Origin of the sequence: Streptomyces sp. NRRL F-5650, assembly GCF_000721365.1 — a bacterium.
Lineage (GTDB): Bacteria > Actinomycetota > Actinomycetes > Streptomycetales > Streptomycetaceae > Streptomyces > Streptomyces ardesiacus.
The window spans coordinates 1-19,050 of the sequence record NZ_JOGV01000026.1 but is presented as its reverse complement, the minus strand read 5'-3'; the positions used below and the strand labels follow the sequence as shown (position 1 = coordinate 19,050).

At 72.2% G+C, this 19,050-nt stretch carries 15 protein-coding genes; 8 read left to right on the top strand and 7 right to left on the bottom strand.

What is annotated here, in order from left to right:
- Window positions 1-260: 260 nt before the first annotated feature.
- Complete coding sequence (idi, locus tag IG88_RS0122010; RefSeq protein WP_031043835.1) at window positions 261-854, top strand: isopentenyl-diphosphate Delta-isomerase; 594 nt, start codon at window positions 261-263, stop codon at window positions 852-854.
- Window positions 855-892: 38 nt separating this feature from the next.
- Here the strand turns inward: idi and IG88_RS0122005 are convergent, their stop codons facing one another.
- Window positions 893-1,360, bottom strand: a complete 468-nt coding sequence (locus IG88_RS0122005) for an ATP-binding protein (protein ID WP_037836403.1) — start codon at window positions 1,358-1,360, stop codon at window positions 893-895.
- A 201-nt stretch (window positions 1,361-1,561) separates the two neighbouring features.
- Between IG88_RS0122005 and IG88_RS0122000 the strand changes: the two genes are divergently transcribed.
- The 4 genes from IG88_RS0122000 (at window position 1,562) to IG88_RS0121985 (ending at window position 6,124) form a co-directional block, all read left to right on the top strand.
- Window positions 1,562-2,317: an enoyl-CoA hydratase/isomerase family protein gene (locus IG88_RS0122000; protein ID WP_031043832.1), complete on the top strand. Its 756-nt coding sequence runs from the start codon at window positions 1,562-1,564 to the stop codon at window positions 2,315-2,317.
- A 174-nt stretch (window positions 2,318-2,491) separates the two neighbouring features.
- Window positions 2,492-3,361, top strand: a complete 870-nt coding sequence (locus IG88_RS0121995; RefSeq protein WP_031043830.1) for an SCO6745 family protein — start codon at window positions 2,492-2,494, stop codon at window positions 3,359-3,361.
- A gap of 146 nt (window positions 3,362-3,507) precedes the next feature.
- Entirely contained in the window at window positions 3,508-3,639 is a 132-nt protein-coding gene (locus IG88_RS44975) for an LPFR motif small protein (protein ID WP_007389050.1), read from the top strand.
- Between the two features lie 115 nt (window positions 3,640-3,754).
- Window positions 3,755-6,124, top strand: a complete 2,370-nt coding sequence (locus IG88_RS0121985; RefSeq protein WP_031043828.1) for a Tex family protein — start codon at window positions 3,755-3,757, stop codon at window positions 6,122-6,124.
- A 161-nt stretch (window positions 6,125-6,285) separates the two neighbouring features.
- On the opposite strand, the gene IG88_RS0121980 is transcribed toward IG88_RS0121985, so the two are convergent.
- A complete protein-coding gene (locus tag IG88_RS0121980; protein WP_031043825.1) occupies window positions 6,286-7,926 on the bottom strand; it encodes an ABC-F family ATP-binding cassette domain-containing protein in 1,641 nt (546 codons plus the stop codon).
- Window positions 7,927-8,030: 104 nt separating this feature from the next.
- Between IG88_RS0121980 and IG88_RS0121975 the strand changes: the two genes are divergently transcribed.
- Entirely contained in the window at window positions 8,031-8,993 is a 963-nt protein-coding gene (locus tag IG88_RS0121975) for an FAD-dependent oxidoreductase (protein WP_037836399.1), read from the top strand.
- Between the two features lie 34 nt (window positions 8,994-9,027).
- On the opposite strand, the gene IG88_RS0121970 is transcribed toward IG88_RS0121975, so the two are convergent.
- Window positions 9,028-10,764, bottom strand: a complete 1,737-nt coding sequence (locus tag IG88_RS0121970) for a BCCT family transporter (protein ID WP_031043818.1) — start codon at window positions 10,762-10,764, stop codon at window positions 9,028-9,030.
- A gap of 250 nt (window positions 10,765-11,014) precedes the next feature.
- Between IG88_RS0121970 and IG88_RS0121965 the strand changes: the two genes are divergently transcribed.
- Window positions 11,015-12,508, top strand: a complete 1,494-nt coding sequence (locus IG88_RS0121965) for a M1 family metallopeptidase (RefSeq protein ID WP_031043816.1) — start codon at window positions 11,015-11,017, stop codon at window positions 12,506-12,508.
- 12 nt (window positions 12,509-12,520) lie between these two features.
- Here IG88_RS0121965 and IG88_RS0121960 read toward each other — a convergent pair whose 3' ends face one another.
- Complete coding sequence (locus IG88_RS0121960; protein ID WP_031043813.1) at window positions 12,521-13,006, bottom strand: macro domain-containing protein; 486 nt, start codon at window positions 13,004-13,006, stop codon at window positions 12,521-12,523.
- A 57-nt stretch (window positions 13,007-13,063) separates the two neighbouring features.
- On the bottom strand, window positions 13,064-14,533 hold the full coding sequence (locus tag IG88_RS0121955; RefSeq protein ID WP_031043810.1) for an amino acid permease: 1,470 nt from the start codon (window positions 14,531-14,533) through the stop codon (window positions 13,064-13,066).
- Between the two features lie 259 nt (window positions 14,534-14,792).
- Between IG88_RS0121955 and IG88_RS0121950 the strand changes: the two genes are divergently transcribed.
- Window positions 14,793-15,536, top strand: coding sequence for a MerR family transcriptional regulator (locus IG88_RS0121950; protein ID WP_031043807.1), 744 nt, complete (start codon window positions 14,793-14,795; stop codon window positions 15,534-15,536).
- Between the two features lie 9 nt (window positions 15,537-15,545).
- Here IG88_RS0121950 and IG88_RS0121945 read toward each other — a convergent pair whose 3' ends face one another.
- Together IG88_RS0121945 and IG88_RS0121940 are read right to left on the bottom strand one after the other, a co-directional pair.
- Entirely contained in the window at window positions 15,546-17,726 is a 2,181-nt protein-coding gene (locus tag IG88_RS0121945) for a 3-hydroxyacyl-CoA dehydrogenase NAD-binding domain-containing protein (RefSeq protein ID WP_031043805.1), read from the bottom strand.
- Between the two features lie 42 nt (window positions 17,727-17,768).
- On the bottom strand, window positions 17,769-18,983 hold the full coding sequence (locus tag IG88_RS0121940; protein ID WP_031043803.1) for an acetyl-CoA C-acetyltransferase: 1,215 nt from the start codon (window positions 18,981-18,983) through the stop codon (window positions 17,769-17,771).
- Between the last annotated feature and the right edge of the window lie 67 nt (window positions 18,984-19,050).

Sequence of the window (19,050 nt, the reverse complement as noted above, 5' to 3'; positions counted from 1 at the left end):
GCGTGCGCGGCGGGACGCTCCGTGCGGCGCCCCCTTCCGCTTCCGCTTCACCCCCATGCCCTCCGGGGCCGGGCGAACCCGGGGGTTCCGGGCGGGCGGCCCCGGGAATGATCTTCCATCGGACCCCTGCTCGGTGTCCGACCGGCCGGCTCCCGGGGCCCCGCCCGTGCCCAGGGGACATGCGGGTGTGCCGGGAAGTGCCGAGAGTGCCGGATTCGTACGGCACACTTGGGGCGCGAGGACCGATGTGAAGGATGGGTATGCCGATCACTCCTGCCACCGCGACGCCCAGCTCGTCGAACGGCACCGCAGACGCGATTTTGCTGGAACTGGTCGACGAGAACGGCGTGACGATCGGCACCGCGGAGAAGCTCTCCGCGCACCAGCCGCCGGGACGGTTGCACCGCGCCTTCTCCGTGTTCCTCTTCGACGAGCGGGGACGGCTGCTGCTCCAGCAGCGGGCACTGGGCAAGTACCACTCCCCCGGCGTGTGGTCCAACACCTGCTGCGGCCACCCCTACCCGGGTGAGGCGCCGTTCGCGGCGGCGGCCAGGCGGACGTACGAGGAGCTGGGGGTGTCGCCCTCGCTGCTCGCCGAGGCGGGCACGGTGCGCTACAACCACCCCGACCCGGCCTCCGGGCTGGTCGAGCAGGAGTACAACCACCTCTTCGTCGGCCTGGTGCAGGCGGAGCTGCGCCCGGACCCGGAGGAAGTGGCGGAGACGGCCTTCGTGTCCCCGGCGGAGCTGACCGAGCGGCACGCGAAGGACACCTTCTCGGCGTGGTTCATGACGGTGCTGGACGCGGCCCGGCCGGCCGTCCGCGAGCTGACGGGCCCGTCCGCGGGCTGGTGAGCGCGCTACCGCCGCGGGGCGTCCCGCGGCGGTACCCCTTACTGCGACAGGTCCTGCCCCGGGGCCTGTTTGAGCGGCAGGGCGGCCCAGATCACCTTGCCGCCGCTCGCGGTGTGGGCGACGTCGCAGGCCCCGCCCGCCTCCCGGGTGATCTCGCGGACCAGCAGCAGGCCGCGCCCGCCGGTACGGCCGTGGTCGGTCTCCAGGGCGGTCGGGCGGTAGGGATGGTCGTCCTCCACGGCCACCCGCACCCACTCGGGCCCGACCGCGACCTCCACGGCGAGCACCGGCGAGAGCACGGCCGCGTGCCGGACCGCGTTCGTGACCAGCTCCGAGACGATCAGCAGGAGGGCCTGCGCAACGTCGTCGGAGACCGGCACGCCCTGGCGCGTCAGCAGGTCGCGCACGGCGTGCCGGGCCTGCGGGACCGAAGCGTCCACTGCGGGGGCGGTGAACCGCCAGACGCCTTCGTACGGCAGCGGCCCGGTGGGCCCGGTCTCGTCCATGGTCCGGTCGCCACCCCTGGGCTCGATTGTCACCACACCCCCGAGTGTTGGTAACGCGACGGGCCGCCCCCGGGGACTGAACACAAGTCAGCGAGTATCGAGCGGTTTCTGATCGTCGGCGTCTGAAATGTGACCGTTTCTGTCACGCAGGGTCCCCCGCCGGCCGTCGGCAGCGAAGGGCCCAGGGATAGCATCCCGTCCATGGAGCCGCAGTTGCTGCACCGGGTCGCCGACTCGGTCGCCACCGTCGTCGTCCACCACCCGGCCAAGCGCAACGCCATGACGGCCGCGATGTGGCGGGCGCTGCCCCGCCTCCTCGACGACCTGGCCGGCGACCGCCGGGTGCGGGCGCTCGTGCTCACCGGTGAGGGCGCGACCTTCTGCGCCGGCGCCGACATCTCGTCCCTGCGCGAGTCGGCCGAGGAGGCGCAGGAGCTGGCGGTTCGGGCCGAGGAGGCCCTCGCCGCGTTCCCCAGGCCGACCCTGGCGGCGGTGCGGGGGCACTGCGTGGGCGGCGGGACACAGTTGGCGGCCGCCTGCGACCTGCGGTTCGCGGAGGAGACGGCACTGTTCGGGGTGACCCCGGCCAAGCTGGGTGTCGTCTACCCGGCGTCCGCGACCCGGCGGCTGGTGGCGCTGACCGGGCCCGCCACCACGAAGTACCTGTTGTTCAGCGGCGAGCTGATCGACGCCGGGCGGGCGCTGCGCACCGGCCTGGTGGACGAGGTGCTGCCGGAGGGCGAACTCGGCAAGCGGGTCGCGGAGTTCACCCGGGTACTGGCGTCCCGTTCGCTGCTGACGCAGGCCGCGGCGAAGGAGTTCGCCAACGGACGCACCGACCGGGACGCCCACTGGGCCGCGCAGGCACGCGCCGGCGGCGACACCGCGGAGGGCGTCGCCGCCTTCCTGGAACGCAGGCAGCCGCGCTTCGGCTGGAGCGGGCCCGACTCCGGATGAGGCGGCTGCGGCCGCGGGAGCTCCTGGACGCGGTGCCCGCCCCGGGGTGCCGCGGCCGGCGACCCTGCCCGGCGGGGCCGGTGACCCTGCCGTGCCGAAGGAGTCGCCCTGCTTCTCCTGCCGTGCACCGCAAGGCCCCGAGGGACGTACTGAGCGGTTGGTAACGTGCGTGCCATGACAACTGCCGCGATCGACGCACGCGCGGGCCGCCGCTGCCACAACGCGCTCAACTCCCTGCACTCGACGCACTACTTCTCCCCCGACCTGGGCCGGGAACTGGGCGCCCTCGGGGTCACCGAGGCCCCGGCCGTCAACTTCGCGGTGCGGGCCGCCGCGCTGGGGCCGGTCGGCGCCGGCGCCGTGACGGCGGCGTTCTACAACTACCGGCACGACCTCGTCGCCCGGCACGTGCCCGCCGTGTGGGAGAAGGTCTCGCCGGAGCAGGTCCTGGCGGCACGGCTGCGCGCCGTGGACGCGACGCTGCGCCGGCTGCTGGGCGAGGAGGCCGTGGCGTCGCCCGAGATGGCGGAGGCGGCCGAGCTGGCGCTGCGCGCCGCCGAGGGCTGTTCGCGCAGCGCCCGCCCGCTCTACTCGGCCCACGCCGACCTGCCCGTGCCCGACGCACCGCACCTCGCGCTCTGGCACGCGGCGACGCTGCTGCGCGAGCACCGCGGCGACGGGCACCTCGCCGTGCTGCTGACCTCGGGGCTGGACGGCCTGGAGGCGCTGGTGACGCACACCGCGACCGGCCGGGGCCTGGCACCGAAGTGGGTCTTCACCACGCGCGGCTGGACCCGCGAGGAGTGGGACGCGGCCGTCGGCCGGCTGCGTGGGCGCGGGCTGCTCGACGCGGCGGGCGAGCTGACCGAGGAGGGCACGGCCCTGCGCGAGGGGATCGAGCGGGAGACCGACCGGCTTGACGCGGGCCCCTACGCCCACCTGGGCGCCGACGGCGTGGCGCGCCTGACGGAGCTCGCGTCGGCCTTCGCGCGTACGGCACTCGGGGCGGGGGCCTTCCCGGCGGACCTGTTCGGCAAACGCTGACGCGCCGGACGACACGCCCGGGCTCGCGCGACGGCGTACGGCGGTGCACGGCACGGTACGGCGGGTACGGGCGGGCATGCGGCGCCGGTACCGAGGTACCCGTACGTCTCCCGGCCTGGGCGGCCGGGCGACGAAAGGGGCAACTCGTGTTCCGTGCCATCGCCGACGTACTGCGCCAGATCGGTGGCGCGGTCGCCACCGTGGTGACGCTTCCCTTCCGGGCCCTGGCCCGGCTCTTCGGCGGGGCCTCCTCCGCCACGCGGGGCCGCCGGGTCTGACCCCGGCACCTGCGCGCACCGGTTCCGACCGGCCCGGACGGCGCCCTGATCCCCGATTGTCGTCGCCACCTGCCACAATTGCCGCGCAACCTCAGTGAGAAGGCGGTACGGGATCGTGACGACACCCGGGTCCAACGCGTCCAGCACGTCCATCGGCGTAGGGACCATCGAGAGCAGGATCGCCGACGAGCTCGGCGTGCGGGAGCGGCAGGTGAAGGCCGCGGTCGAGCTGCTGGACGGCGGCTCGACGGTGCCCTTCATCGCCCGCTACCGCAAGGAAGCGACCGAGATGCTCGACGACGCGCAACTGCGCACGCTCGAGGAACGGCTGCGCTACCTGCGGGAGCTGGAGGAGCGGCGCACCGCGATCCTCGACTCGGTACGGGAGCAGGGCAAGCTCACCGAGGAGCTGGAGGCGCGCATCCGCGGTGCGGAGACCAAGGCGCGTCTGGAGGACATCTACCTGCCCTTCAAGCCGAAGCGGCGGACCAAGGCGCAGATCGCGCGCGAGGCGGGTCTGGAGCCGCTGGCCGAGGGCCTGCTCGCCGACGCGTCGGTGGACCCGGCGGCCGCGGCCGCCGCGTTCGTCGACCCCGGCAAGGGGGTGGCCGATCCCCAGGCCGCGCTGGACGGGGCGCGCTCGATCCTCACGGAGAAGTTCTCGGAGGACGCCGACCTCATCGGCGAGCTGCGCGAGCGCATGTGGGGACGCGGGCGGCTCGTCGCCCGGGTGAAGGAGGGCAAGGAGGAGGCGGGCGCCAAGTTCGCCGACTACTTCGACTTCGCGGAGCCGTTCACCGACCTGCCCTCGCACCGCGTCCTCGCGATGCTGCGCGGCGAGAAGGAGGACGTGCTCGACCTCGTCCTGGAGCCCGAGGAGCCCACCGAGGGCCCGTCGTCGTACGAGGCGATCGTCGCGAGCCGGTTCGGGATCGCCGACCGCGGCCGGCCGGCCGACAAGTGGCTGGTCGACACCGTTCGCTGGGCCTGGCGCACCCGCATCCTGGTCCACCTCGGCATCGACCTCAGGCTGCGGCTGCGCACCGCCGCGGAGGACGAGGCGGTCGACGTGTTCGCTGCCAACCTGCGCGACCTGCTGCTGGCCGCCCCGGCGGGCACCCGCGCGACGCTCGGCCTGGACCCCGGTTTCCGTACCGGCGTGAAGGTCGCCGTGGTCGACGCGACCGGCAAGGTCGTGGCCACGGACGTGATCCACCCGCACGTCCCCGCCAACCGGTGGGACGAGGCGATCGCCAAGCTGGCGCGGCTGGCCAAGGAGCACGCGGTCGAACTGATCGCCATCGGCAACGGCACGGCCTCCCGGGAGACCGACAAGCTCGCCGGGGAACTGATCGCCAGGCACCCGGAGTTGAAGCTCACCAAGGTGATGGTGTCCGAGGCGGGCGCCTCCGTGTACTCCGCCTCCGCCTTCGCCTCCCAGGAGCTGCCGGACATGGACGTCTCGCTGCGCGGCGCGGTCTCGATCGCCCGGCGGCTGCAGGACCCGCTGGCCGAGCTGGTGAAGATCGACCCGAAGTCGATCGGCGTCGGCCAGTACCAGCACGACCTGTCCGAGGTGAAGCTGTCCCGCTCGCTGGACGCGGTGGTCGAGGACTGTGTGAACGGCGTGGGCGTCGATGTCAACACGGCTTCGGCGCCGCTGCTGGCCCGGGTCTCCGGCATCACCTCGGGGCTCGCCGAGAACATCGTGGCGCACCGCGACGCGAACGGGCCGTTCACCTCCCGGACCGCGCTGAAGAAGGTGCCGCGGCTCGGCCCCAAGGCGTACGAGCAGTGCGCGGGGTTCCTGCGGATCCGGGGCGGCGACGACCCGCTGGACGCGTCCAGTGTGCACCCCGAGGCGTACCCCGTGGTGCGGCGGATGGTGAAGACCGCCGGGCAGGAGGTGGCCGGGCTGATCGGCAACACGTCGGTGCTGCGGTCGCTGAAGCCGGAGCGGTTCGTGGACGAGACCTTCGGACTGCCGACGGTCACGGACATTCTGCGCGAGCTGGAGAAGCCGGGGCGCGACCCCCGGCCCGCCTTCAGGACGGCCACCTTCAAGGAGGGCGTGGAGAAGATCTCCGACCTGTCGTCCGGGATGGTGCTGGAGGGCGTCGTCACGAACGTCGCCGCGTTCGGGGCGTTCGTGGACGTCGGTGTGCATCAGGACGGGCTGGTGCACGTGTCTGCGATGTCCCGGACGTTCGTGAAGGATCCGCGGGACGTGGTGAAGCCCGGGGACATCGTGAAGGTGAAGGTGATGGACGTCGACATTCCGCGCAAGCGGATCTCGTTGACGTTGCGGCTGGACGACGAGGCCGCCGCGCAGGGGGAGGCGAAGAAGGAGCGGGGTGGTCGGCCGCCTCGGCAGCGGCAGCAGCGGGCTGCCTCGGGCGGTGGGGGCAAGGGGCGGTCTTCGTCGGCGCCTGCTCCGTCCAACGGGGCGATGGCGGACGCGTTGCGGCGGGCCGGGCTGGCGTAGGCGCCGGGCACTCGGCGCCGGGGCGGGGAGCGGATCACACAGGCCGGCGCTTGCCGGGTGCCTCCCCACGCTCGGCTTCGCTCGCGCGGGAGGTGCCCCCACCGCCCACCCGTGCCGCCCCAGCAGCACGACTGCCCGCAGCGGGGGGGGCGGTCCTGCGGCTACGCCTCCGTCACCCTGCCGTCTGCCACCTCCAGGCGGCGGGTCGTCCTCACCGCGTTCAGCATGCGGCGGTCGTGGGTGATCAGGAGGAGGGTGCCCTCGTAGGCGTCCAGGGCCGATTCGAGTTGTTCGATGGCCGGGAGGTCGAGGTGGTTGGTCGGCTCGTCCAGGACCAGGAGGTTGACGCCCCGGCCCTGGAGGAGCGCGAGGGCGGCCCTGGTGCGTTCGCCGGGTGAGAGGGTCGACGCCGGGCGCATGACGTGGTCGCCCTTGAGGGCGAACTTGGCCAGGAGGGTGCGGATCTCCGCGGGTTCCGTGCCCGGGACGGAGGCGCGGAAGGCGTCGAGCAGCGTCTCGGGGCCGTGGAAGAGCTTGCGGGCCTGGTCGACCTCGCCGAGCAGGACCCCGGAGCCGAGGGCCGCGTGTCCGGCGTCGAGGGGGACGCGGCCGAGGAGGGCGCCCAGGAGCGTGGACTTGCCCGCGCCGTTGGCCCCGGTGACCGCCACCCGGTCCGCCCAGTCGATCTGGAGGGAGACCGGGCCGAGCACGAAGTCGCCGCGCCTGACCTCGGCGTCGCGCAGGGTGGCGACGACCGCGCCCGAGCGCGGGGCCGACGCGATCTCCATGCGCAGCTCCCACTCCTTGCGCGGTTCCTCGACGACCTCCAGGCGTTCGATCATGCGCTGGGTCTGGCGGGCCTTGGCGGCCTGCTTCTCGCTGGCCTCGCTGCGGAACTTGCGGCCGGTCTTGTCGTTGTCGTTGCCCGCCTTGCGCCGGGCGTTGCGGACGCCCTTGTCCATCCAGGTGCGCTGCATCTGCGCCCGGTCCTGGAGCGAGGCCCGCTTGTCGGCGTACTCCTCGTACTCGTCGCGGGCGTGCCGGCGGGCCACCGCGCGTTCTTCGAGGTACGCCTCGTAGCCGCCGCCGTAGAGGTTGATCTGCCGCTGGGCGAGGTCGAGTTCGAGGACCTTGGTGACGGTGCGGGTGAGGAACTCGCGGTCGTGGCTGACGACGAGGGTGCCGGCGCGCAGCCCGGTCACGAAGCGTTCGAGGCGGTCCAGGCCGTCGAGGTCGAGGTCGTTGGTCGGCTCGTCGAGGAGGAAGACGTCGTAGCGGGAGAGGAGGAGGGAGGCGAGACCGGCGCGGGCGGCCTGGCCGCCGGAGAGCGAGGTCATCGGCTGGTCCAGGTCGACGGTGAGGCCCAGCGTGTCGGCGGTCTCACCCGCCCGGTCGTCGAGGTCGGCGCCGCCGAGGGCGAGCCAGCGCTCCAGGGCCGTCGCGTAGGCGTCGTCGGCTCCCGGGGCGCCGTCGACCAGGGCCTGGGTGGCCTCGTCCATGGCGCGCTGGGCCTCGGTGACGCCGGTGCGGCGGGCCAGGAACGCCCGGACGCTCTCGCCGGGGCGGCGCTCCGGCTCCTGCGGGAGGTGGCCGACGGTGGCGGCGGGCGGGGACAGGCGCAGCTCGCCCCGTTCCGGTGTGGTCAGCCCGGCGAGCATCCGCAGGAGGGTGGACTTGCCGGCGCCGTTGGCCCCCACGAGGCCGATCACGTCGCCGGGTGCGACGACGAGGTCGAGCCCGGTGAACAGGGAGCGGTCGCCGTGGCCGGCGGCGAGGTCTTTGGCGACGAGGGTGGCAGTCATCAGACCGTAGATCCTAGTCGGGGCCCGGGGCCCGCCCGGCCGGGCTTCCCCTCGCCCCGGGCCGCCCGCACACCCCGCACGGGACCGTCGGTTAACGTCCTGGTGTGGAAACCGAACTGGATGGCGAACTGACCGGTGAAGTCGTCGTGGTCGGCGGCGGGGTGATCGGGCTGACGACGGCCGTCGTCCTCGCCGAGCGGGGACGACGGGTGCGGCTGTGGACGCGGGAGCCCGTCGAGCGGACCACCTCGGTGGTGGCGGGCGGTCTGTGGTGGCCGTACCGGATCGAGCCGGTCGCGCTGGCACAGGCCTGGGCGCTGCGTTCCCTGGACGTGTACGAGGAGCTGGCGGCGCGGCCGGAGGAGACCGGCGTGCGCATGAGCGAAGGCGTGCTCGGCGAGACGACCCCGGAGGAGGTCGGCGCATGGGCGTCGGCCAGGCTGCCGGGGCTGCGTGCGGCGACGGCCGGCGAGTACGCGGGGGTGGGGCTGTGGGCGCGGCTGCCGCTCGTCGACATGTCGGCCCACCTGCCGTGGCTGCGGCGGCGGCTGGTGGCCGCGGGCGGCACGGTGGAGGACCGGGCGGTGTCCGACCTGGCCGAGGCGGACGCGCCGGTCGTGGTCAACTGCACCGGCCTGGGCGCCCGGGACCTGGTGCCGGACCCGGCCGTGCGGCCGGTGCGCGGGCAACTGGTCGTCGTGGAGAACCCGGGGGTCCACGACTGGCTGGTCTCGGCCGACGCGGACTCCGGGGAGACGACGTACTTCCTTCCGCAGCCCGGCCGGCTCCTGCTGGGCGGTACGGCCGAGGAGGACGCCTGGTCGACCGAGCCCGACCCGGCGGTCGCGGAGGCCATCGTGCGGCGGTGCGCGGCCCTGCGGCCCGAGATCGCCGGGGCGCGGGTGCTCGCGCACCGGGTGGGGCTGCGCCCGGCCCGGGACGCGGTGCGGCTGGAGCGCACGGTGCTGCCGGACGGGCGGCGGCTGGTGCACAACTACGGCCACGGCGGCGCGGGCGTCACCGTGGCCTGGGGGTGCGCCGAGGAGGCGGCGCGGCTCGCCTCCTGACGCCTCCCTCCCGTTCGGCCGGACCCGGCGGCGGTCACTCCTCGTGGTGCTTGCCGATCGGGTCGCCCTCCACGTCCGTGCCGGGGCCGGGGCCGATCCGGATCTCGAAGTCGCCCTCGTACTGCTTGTGGCCCTCGACGACGGCCAGTTCGACGGCTTCCGAGGCCATCTCGCCGCGCACGATGAGCGGATCGCGGCGCAGGTCGCGCATGAGGGCGACGCACATGAGGACCATCACGACGACGAAGGGCGCCGCCGCGAGGATCGTGAGGTTCTGCAGGCCGGTGAGCGCGTCCCCCTCGCCGCTGCCGATGAGCAGCATGATCGCCGCGACCGCGCCGGTCACGGCGCCCCAGACGATCACCACCCAGCGGCTGGGTTCGAGGGCGCCCTTCTGCGAGAGCGTGCCCATCACGATGGAGGCGGCGTCGGCGCCCGAGACGAAGAAGATGCCGACGAGGATCATCACCAGCAGGCTGGTGACGGTGGCGACGGGGTAGTCCTGGAGCACCGCGAAGAGCCGGCCCTCCGGGGTCGTGTCGTCGCCCAGCCGCTTCTGCTCCTGGAGCCGCATCGCGGAGCCGCCGAAGATCGCGAACCAGATCAGGCTGACCGTGCTGGGCACCAGGATGACGCCGCCGATGAACTGGCGGATCGTCCGCCCCCGGCTGATGCGGGCGATGAACATGCCGACGAAGGGCGTCCAGGAGATCCACCACGCCCAGTAGAAGACGGTCCAGCTCCCCAGCCAGTCCGCGACGCCCTCGCCGCCGCTGATCTCGGTGCGGCCGGCCATCTGGGGCAGGTTGCCGAGGTAGGCGAAGACCGAGGTCGGCAGCAGGTCGAGGATGAGGATGGTGGGGCCGGCGACGAACACGAAGACGGCGAGCACCAGGGCCAGCACCATGTTCGTGTTGGACAGCCACTGGATGCCCTTCTCGACGCCGGAGATCGCGGAGGCCACGAACGCCGCCGTCAGCACCGCGATGATGCCGACGAGCAGTCCGGTGCTGACCTTGTCCATCCAGTCGAGCTTCTCCATGCCGGAGCCGATCTGCAGCGCGCCGAGACCGAGGGACGCGGCGGAGCCGAAGATCGTCGCGATGATGGCCAGGATGTCGATGACGCGGCCGCCGGCACCGTTGGCGTGCTTCTCGCCGATGAGCGGGGTGAACACCGCGCTTATGGTCTGCCTGCGGCGCTTGCGGAAGGTGCTGTAGGCGATGCCGAGACCGACCACGGCGTAGATCGCCCACGGGTGGAGCGTCCAGTGGAACAGGGTGGTGGCCATGGACGTCGCCATGCGGTCGCCGGAGTCGGCCGGGCTGGTGCCGGGCGGGGGTGTGGTGTAGTGCGCCAGCGGCTCGCTCACGCCGTAGAACATCAGGCCGATGCCCATGCCCGCGCTGAACATCATGGCGACCCAGGAGACGGTCCGGAACTCGGGTTCCTCGCCCTCGGCGCCCAGGTGGATGCGGCCGTAGCGGCTGGCCGCGAGCCAGAGGGCGAAGACCACGAAGCCGGAGGCGGCCAGCGTGAACGCCCAGCCGCCGTTGTGCAGCAGGCCGCCGAGCATGCTGCTGGAGACGTTCTCCAGGGAGTCCGTGGCGGCGGCGCCCCAGACGACGAACGCGAGGGTCAGGACGGCTGTGACGCCGAAGACGACGCGGTCGGTCCGGGGGCGGTGCTCCTGTCCCGGCAGGCCCGCCTCCGAACCGGGCAGGGTGCCTCTCTCATGGTCTTCCTCGTCACGCGGTCGGTCCTGCGTCACAGGCGGCCCCTTCCAGTCGGTGAGGCGGAAAATACCCGTCCGCTACGCCCCTACCACGTATGGCGCGCAACTCACCCTCCCGGCGTCGGGTTTCGGCGCCCTTTCGCGGTACGCCGCGCGCCCGCTGCCGCGGGTGGCTCATGACGGCCGGATGACGATCGTGTGATTCCAGTGGCCGTGGACACGACAGTGCACACCGGGGCCGAATAGGCTCCGAACAGACTTCGTACCCCTACGACTTGGAGCTTTCGTGCACCGCAGATTCATCGTGCCGGGCGCACTGGGCGCCGCCTCCCTCATGCTGGCGATCCCGGCGTCGGCGGCGGCCCACTCCCCCGGCGCTCCGGGCATCGGCGACCCCTACTACCCGGCCTACGGCAACGGCGGATACGACGTCTCGCACTACGACCTGCGTCTGAAGTACCAGCCGGCCACGGACCGTTTGGAGGGGACGGCGACGATCCTGGCCCGCACCACCGCGGACCTGTCGCGGTTCAACCTGGACTTCCTGCTGGACGTCGGCGAGGTGCGGGTCAACGGCGCGAAGGCGTCGTTCACGACCTCGGGCGAGCAGGAACTGGAGATCACTCCGAAGAAGCCCCTGGACAAGGGGGCGCCCCTCACCGTCGTCGTCCGCTACAGCGGCGTGCCGTCCTCCAAGCAGGCGTTCGGATTCACGAGCTGGCACCGCACCCCGGACGGCGGGATCGCCGCGAACGAGCCCGAGGCCGCGGCCTGGTGGTTCCCGAGCAACGACCACCCGCTGGACAAGGCCACCTACGACGTGTCCGTGCAGGTGCCGGACGGCACCCAGGCGATCTCCAACGGCACCCTCCAGTCCACGAGTTCGCGGCTGGGCTGGACGCGCTGGAACTGGCGCTCGGACAAGCCGCAGGCCACGTACCTGGCCACGCTGGCGATCGGGAGGTTCGACCTCACCACCGGCACCAGCGAAAGCGGCATCCCCGTCGTCAACGCCTACAGCAGGGACCTGGGCGCGAACGACGGCGCCGCGCGGGCCAGCGTGGAGCGGACCGGGGAGATCGCCGACTGGCTGAGCGGCTACTTCGGGCCGTACCCCTTCAACGCGCTCGGCGGCTACGTGCCGAACACGACCACGGGGTACGCGCTGGAGACGCAGACCCGGCCGTTCTACAGCCCGCGGCAGTTCGCGAACGGGTCGAACGTGTCCGTCGTCGTGCACGAACTGGCCCACCAGTGGTACGGCGACCTGGTCTCGGTGCGTGGCTGGAAGGACATCTGGATCAACGAGGGCTTCGCCCGGTACGCGCAGTGGCTGTGGTCCGAGCACGAGGGCGAGGGCACGGCGCAGGAACTCGCCGACTACACGTACGCCTCGCACCCGGCCGACGACGCCTTCTGGACGGTGCGGCCCGGCGACCCCGGCCCGGAGAACCAGTTCGACGCCGCCGTCTACGACCGGGGCGCGCTGGCCGTGCAGGCGCTGCGCAACGAGATCGGGGACGACGCCTTCTTCACCGTCCTGAAGGGCTGGCCCGCGAAGTACGCCCACGGCAACGCGTCCGTCGCCGACTTCCAGCGCTACGCCGAGGAGGTGTCGGGCAGGCCGCTCGCCGCACTGTTCGACACCTGGCTGTTCCAGCCGTCGAAGCCGGACGCCCCGGCGGCGCACGCCCGCTCGCTCGCGAAGACCTCCCAGGCACCCGCGCAGCCCCGCTCCTGGCGGAAGATCGCCGCGACGAACGACGTGCACGCGCACTGAGCCCGGGCGGCTTCAGGCGGCGTCCCCGTGGTCGTAGACGGTCACGGGGACGCCGCGTCCGGTGAGCCGCTCGGTGATCAGTGGCTCCACCCGGGACCACGTGCCGCCGGCGAGGCCGCAGCCTATGCGGGGCATGTGCACGGACGCGTCCAGCTCGGCCGCCCTGCCGGCGAGGCGGCCGAGGGCGGTGCCGAGGGCCTCGTAGCGGATGGGCACGCCCTTGCCGCCCCTGCGCATGCCGTGCTGGCCGATCATGTTGGCCACCCACACGTACCGCTCGACCTGGACGAACTGGACGGCGCCCAGGGCGAAGTCGTTGGCCGCGCGGTCGCGGTGCCAGGCGCGGTAGGCCGCCTCCGGCTCGGGCCAGCGGCGGGAGACGGCCAGGACGAAGCCCTTGCCCCAGCCTCCCAGGTCGTTGCAGACGTGGGCGATCACCTTGACGCCCTTCGCCGACGGTGTGGTGGCGTCACCCCGGACATACCTGATCTCCGACATGACGCCACCGTACGGGCGGCCACTGACAGTGCCCCGGGCCCGCACCGCGGGCCCGGGCTACTCCGCCGTACGGGCCGCCTCCCGCGCCGCGTTCTCGCCCACCCGGCGCCGGACACCGAACCAGCCCGCCACCAGCATCACGGCGATCACGGGGACCAGGAAGAGGGTCTTGCGGCCGACCTCCGCGTCGTTCCACATCAGGACGAGCACGGCCAGCAGGAAGCCGATCGTGACGACCTCGGTGACCGGGCTGCCGGGCAGCCGGAAGTGCGGACGGCTGACCAGCCCCGACCGCGCCCGGCGGACGAAGACCAGGTGGCAGACCATGATGATCACCCAGGTGCTGATGATGCCGAGCGAGGCGACGTTCAGGACGATCTCGAAGGCCTTGCTGGGCACCAGGAAGTTCAGCCCGACGCCGAGGACGCAGACGCCGCAGGTGAGCAGGATGCCGCCGTAGGGGACCTGGCTGCGGCTCATGACGGAGGTGAACTTCGGCGCGGACCCGGCGGTCGCCATGGAGCGCAGGATGCGTCCGGTGGAGTACAGGCCGGAGTTGAGGGAGGACATCGCCGCGGTGAGGACGACGAGGTTCATCACGTCGCCGGCCGCCGGGACGCCGATCTTCGACAGGACGGTGACGAACGGGCTCTCGTCGCCGGAGTAGAGCGAGCCCGGCAGCAGCAGCGCCAGCAGGACGACCGAGCCGACGTAGAACAGGGCGACGCGCCACATGATGGAGTTGACCGCGCGCGGGACGACCTTTTCCGGCTCGGCGGTCTCGCCGGCGGCGACGCCGACCAGTTCCAGGGCGGCGTAGGAGAAGATCACGCCCTGCATGACGACGATCACCGGCATCAGGCCCTGCGCGAAGAAGCCGCCGTGGTCGGTGATCATGCCGAGGCCCGGGGTGTGGCCGCCCACGTCGTGCTGGGTGGCGAGCAGGAAGACGCCGATCAGCATGAAGCCGACGAGGGTGGCGACCTTGACGATCGCGAACCAGAACTCCATCTCGCCGAAGATCTTCACGGAGATCAGGTTCACGGCCAGGACCACCGCGAGGGCGATCAGGGCGAGCACCCATTGGGGGATGCTCGTGAACATGCTCCAGTAGTGCGTGTACAGCGCGATCGCGGTGATGTCGGCGATGCCGGTGGTCGACCAGTTCAGGAAGTACATCCAGCCGGCGACGTAGGCGCCCTTCTCACCGAGGAACTCGCGCGCGTAGGAGACGAAGGAACCGGAGGAGGGCCGGTAGAGCACCAGCTCGCCGAGGGCCCTGACCACGAAGAACGCGAAGACGCCGCAGACGAGGTAGGCGATCGCGAGCGCCGGGCCCGCGTCGCGCAGGCGCCCGCCGGCGCCGAGGAAGAGGCCGGTGCCGATCGCGCCGCCGATGGCGATCATGTTGATGTGGCGGGGCTTGAGGTCCTTGCTGTATCCGGCGTCGCCCGCGTCCGCGGGGAGGGTTCCGGTCGCCCGGTGTGGGGCGGCGGCCTGAGCCGTGCCGACGGCGTCCTTGCTCACGGGTGGTTCCACTCTCTGGTGCCCTCGGGCGGGGTGCGCCCGAGTCGTCCGTACCTGTGTCTCGGGCCCGCACCACCCATTGACGCGGCACAGACCAACGCAGCACCTTCCCACGACTCTGCGTGGGCATGCGGTGGCTCATGTCACACAGCGTGACTTCTCACAAGATCCACCGACGGTCCGCACAGCGCGGGCACGAGGCGTGCGCCCGGTGCGCGAGAGGTTTCACAGCACTGGTGAGACAGCGATACTGCTGCACATGACGACGACCGACACCGGCGAGCCGGCCCTCACGATCGACGAGCTGGCCGCGCGGGCCGGTGTCACGGTGCGCACGGTCCGCTTCTACGGCACCAGAGGACTGCTGCCACCGCCGGTGCTCGGCCCGCGCCGGGTGGGTCACTACGGCCGGGAGCACGTGGCCCGGCTGGCGCTCATCGAAGAGTTGCAGCACCAGGGCATGACGCTGGCCGCCATCGAGCGGTACCTCGGGCGGCTGCCGTCGGACCTGAGTGCCCACGACCTGGCGCTGCACCGCGCGGTGGTGGCCTCCTGGGCACCGGAGACGGTGGAGCGGGTCACCCGGGAGGAACTGGGCAGGCGGGCGGGGCGACCGCTCACCGACGAGGAGGTGGACCGGCTGGGGGCGATGGACGTCGTGGTGCCCGACGGCGACGGCTACCGCGTCGACGCCGGGCTGCTCCGGCTCGGCGTCGAACTGCTCGACGTGCCCTTCTCCCCCGAGACGGTCCTCGCCGCCCGCACCGCCCTCCTGGAGCACTCCCGAGCCGCCGCGCGGGACCTGTCGCGGCTGCTGCGCGACGCGGTCGCCGAACGCGACGCGCCGGACGTGCGGTCGCTCTCCGCCCACATGCACCCACTGGTGGTCCAGGCGTTGCTGACCACGTTCCAGCGGTCGCTGCGCGAGGAGCTGCGGGCGTGGCTCGACAAGGAGGCCGGCGCGGACGCGGGTACGGAGGCACGCGAGGACTCCGACGAGTGATCCGGCGGCTCAGCGCCCGTCGGTGAAGACCTCCCCCTTCTTCGCCTTCTCCACCAGCAGCGCGGACGGGGCGAAGCGCTCGCCGTAGCGGTCGGCCAGCTCGCGGGCGCGGGCGACGAAGCCGGGCAGGCCGCCCTCGTAGCCGTTGATGTACTGCAGGACACCGCCCGTCCAGCCGGGGAAACCGATGCCGAAGATCGAGCCGATGTTGGCGTCGGCGACGGAGGTCAGGACTCCCTCTTCCAGGAGCCTGACGGTGTCCAGCGCCTCCGCGAAGAGCATGCGTTCCTGCATGTCACGGAAGGGGATCTCGTGCCCCGGCTTGGTGAAGTGCTCGCGCAGGCCCGGCCACAGCCCCGCCCGCTTCCCGTCGTCCCCGTACTCGTAGAACCCTGCGCCGCCGGAACGCCCGGGGCGCCCGAACTCGTCGACCATGCGGTCGACGACCGCCTCGGCGGGGTGCGCGGTCCAGGTGCCGCCCGCCTCCTCCACGGCCCGCTTCGTCTCCTCGCGGATCCTGCGCGGGAGGGTCAGGGTCAGCTCGTCCATCAGGGACAGCACCTTGGCCGGGTAGCCCGCCTGTGCCGCCGCCTGCTCCACGGAGGCGGGCTCGATGCCCTCGCCGACCATCGCGACGCCCTCGTTGATGAAGTGGCCGATGACCCGGGAGGTGAAGAAGCCCCGCGAGTCGTTGACCACGATCGGCGTCTTGCCGATCTGCCGGACCAGGTCGAACGCGCGCGCCAGCGCCTCGTCCCCGGTCCGCTCCCCCTTAATGATCTCCACCAGCGGCATCTTGTCCACGGGCGAGAAGAAGTGCAGCCCGATGAAGTCGGCCTGGCGCTCGACGCCCTCGGCCAGCGCCGTGATCGGCAGCGTCGAGGTGTTGGAGCACAGCAGGGCGTCGGGGGCGACGACGTGCTCGATCTCCTGGAACACCTTGTGCTTGAGCGAGGTGTCCTCGAACACCGCCTCGATCACCGCGTCGCAGCCCGCGAGATCGGCCACCTCCGCGGTCGGTGTGATCCGGGCGAGGAGCGCGTCGGCCTTCTCCTGGCTGGTGCGCCCCTTCGCGACGGCCTTCGCGCACAGCTTCTCGGAGTACGCCTTGCCCTTGACCGCCGACTCCAGGGCGACGTCCTTCAGCACGACCTCGATGCCGGCGCGGGCGCACGAGTAGGCGATCCCCGCGCCCATCATCCCGGCGCCGAGCACGGCCACCTTGGTGACCTTCCTCGGTTCGACGCCCTTGGGGCGGTTGGCGCCGGAGTTGACCGCCTGGAGGTCGAAGAAGAACGCCTGGATCATGTTCTTCGAGGTCTGTCCGGCGGCCAGTTCGACGAAGTAGCGGGCCTCGACGACCTGGGCGGTCTCGAAGTCGACCTGGGCGCCCTCGACGGCGGCGGCCATGATGTTGCGCGGCGCCGGGTAGGGGGCGCCGTTGGTCTGCTTGCGCAGGTTGGCCGGGAAGGCGGGCAGGTTGGCCGCGAACTTCGGGTGGGCCGGGGTGCCGCCGGGGATGCGGTAGCCGGGCCTGTCCCAGGGCTGGGCCGACTCCGGGTGGGCGTCGATGAAGGCGCGGGCCTTGGCGAGCATGTCCTCGCGGCTGTCGGCGACCTCGTCGACCAGGCCGTTCTCCCGGGCGCGGCGCGGGTTGTACTGGGTGCCCTGGAGGAGGACCTTCAGCAGGGCGTCGGTGATGCCGAGCATCCGGACGGTGCGCACGACGCCGCCGCCCCCGGGGAGCAGGCCGAGGGTGACCTCGGGGCAGCCGATCTTGGAGCCGGGCGCGTCGAGGGCGACGCGGTGGTGGCAGGCGAGCGCGATCTCGTAACCGCCGCCGAGGGCCGCGCCGTTCATGGCGGCGACGACCGGCTTGCCGAGGGTCTCGATGCGGCGCAGGTTCCGCTTGACGGCCATGCCGCCGTCGAAGAGGTCCTGGGCGGTTCCGGGCGTGACGCGGACGAGGTCGCGCAGGTCGCCGCCCGCGAAGAAGGTCTTCTTGGCGGAGGTGACGATGACGCCGCGGATGGCGTCCTTCTCGGCCTCCAGGCGGTCGGTGACGGCCGCCAGGGAGTCGCGGAACGCCTGGTTCATGGTGTTCGCGGACTGGTTCGGATCGTCGAGGACGAGGGTGACCACGCCGGTGTCGTCCTGCTCCCAGCGGATGGCGGTGGGCTCGGTGCTCATGAGGGTGTGCTCCAGGTGTCCGTGGTGTCCGTCGGGAGGGGGTCAGACGCGCTCGACGACCGTGGCGATGCCCATGCCGCCGCCCACGCACAGGGTCGCGAGGCCGTAACGCTTGTCCTGGCGCTCCAGTTCGTCGACGAGGGTGCCGAGGATCATCGCGCCGGTGGCACCCAGCGGGTGGCCGAGCGCGATGGCACCGCCGTTGACGTTGACCCTGTCCAGCGACAGGCCCATGTCCTTCACGAAACGCAGGACGACCGCCGCGAACGCCTCGTTGATCTCGACCAGGTCGATGTCGTCGACGGTCAGCCCGGCCTTGGCGAGCGCCTTGCGGGTGGCGGGGGCGGGCCCGGTGAGCATGATGGTGGGCTCGGAACCGGAGACGGCGGCCGAGACGATCCGGGCGCGCGGGGTGAGGCCGTAGCGGTCCCCGACCTCCTTGGACCCGACGGCGACCAGGGAGGCGCCGTCGACGATGCCGGAGGAGTTGCCAGCGTGGTGGACGTGGTCGATCTTCTCCACCCAGTGGTACTTCTGCAGCGCCACGGCGTCGAAACCGCCCAGCTCGCCGATGTCGGCGAAGGACGGCTTGAGCTTCGCCAGGGAGTCCGCCGTGGTCCCGGGGCGCATGTGCTCGTCGTGGTCGAGGACGGTGAGACCGGCGCGGTCCTTCACCGGCACGACGGAGCGCTCGAAGCGGCCCTCCTTCCAGGCGGTGGCCGCGCGCTCCTGGGAAAGGGCGGCGTACTCGTCCACGTCGCGGCGCGAGAACCCCTCGATGGTGGCGATCAGGTCGGCGCCGATGCCCTGCGGCACGAAGTTGGTGGCGAGGTTGGTCATCGGGTCGTTGAACCAGGCGCCGCCGTCCGAGGCCATCGGGACGCGGGACATGGACTCCACCCCGCCCGCCAGGACCAGGTCCTCCCAGCCCGAACGGACCTTCGCGGCGGCCAGGTTCACCGCCTCCAGACCCGAGGCGCAGAAGCGGTTCTCCTGCACGCCCGCCACCGTGTCCGGCAGCCCCGCCGCGATCGCCGCGATCCGCGCGATGTCCGAACCCTGATCCCCCACCGGACCGACCACACCCAGCACGACGTCGTCGACCGCCGCCGGATCCAGACCGGGGAAACGGGCCCGGATCTCATGGATCAGGCCCACCACCAGATCCACGGGCTTGGTGCCGTGCAAGGCGCCGTTCGCCTTGCCGCGTCCGCGCGGAGTGCGGATCGCGTCGTACACATACGCTTCGGTGCTCACTGGCAGGCCTTTCACTGAGGGGTGTGCACCTGTCTCTTATACACATCTCCGAGCCCACGAGACCGTA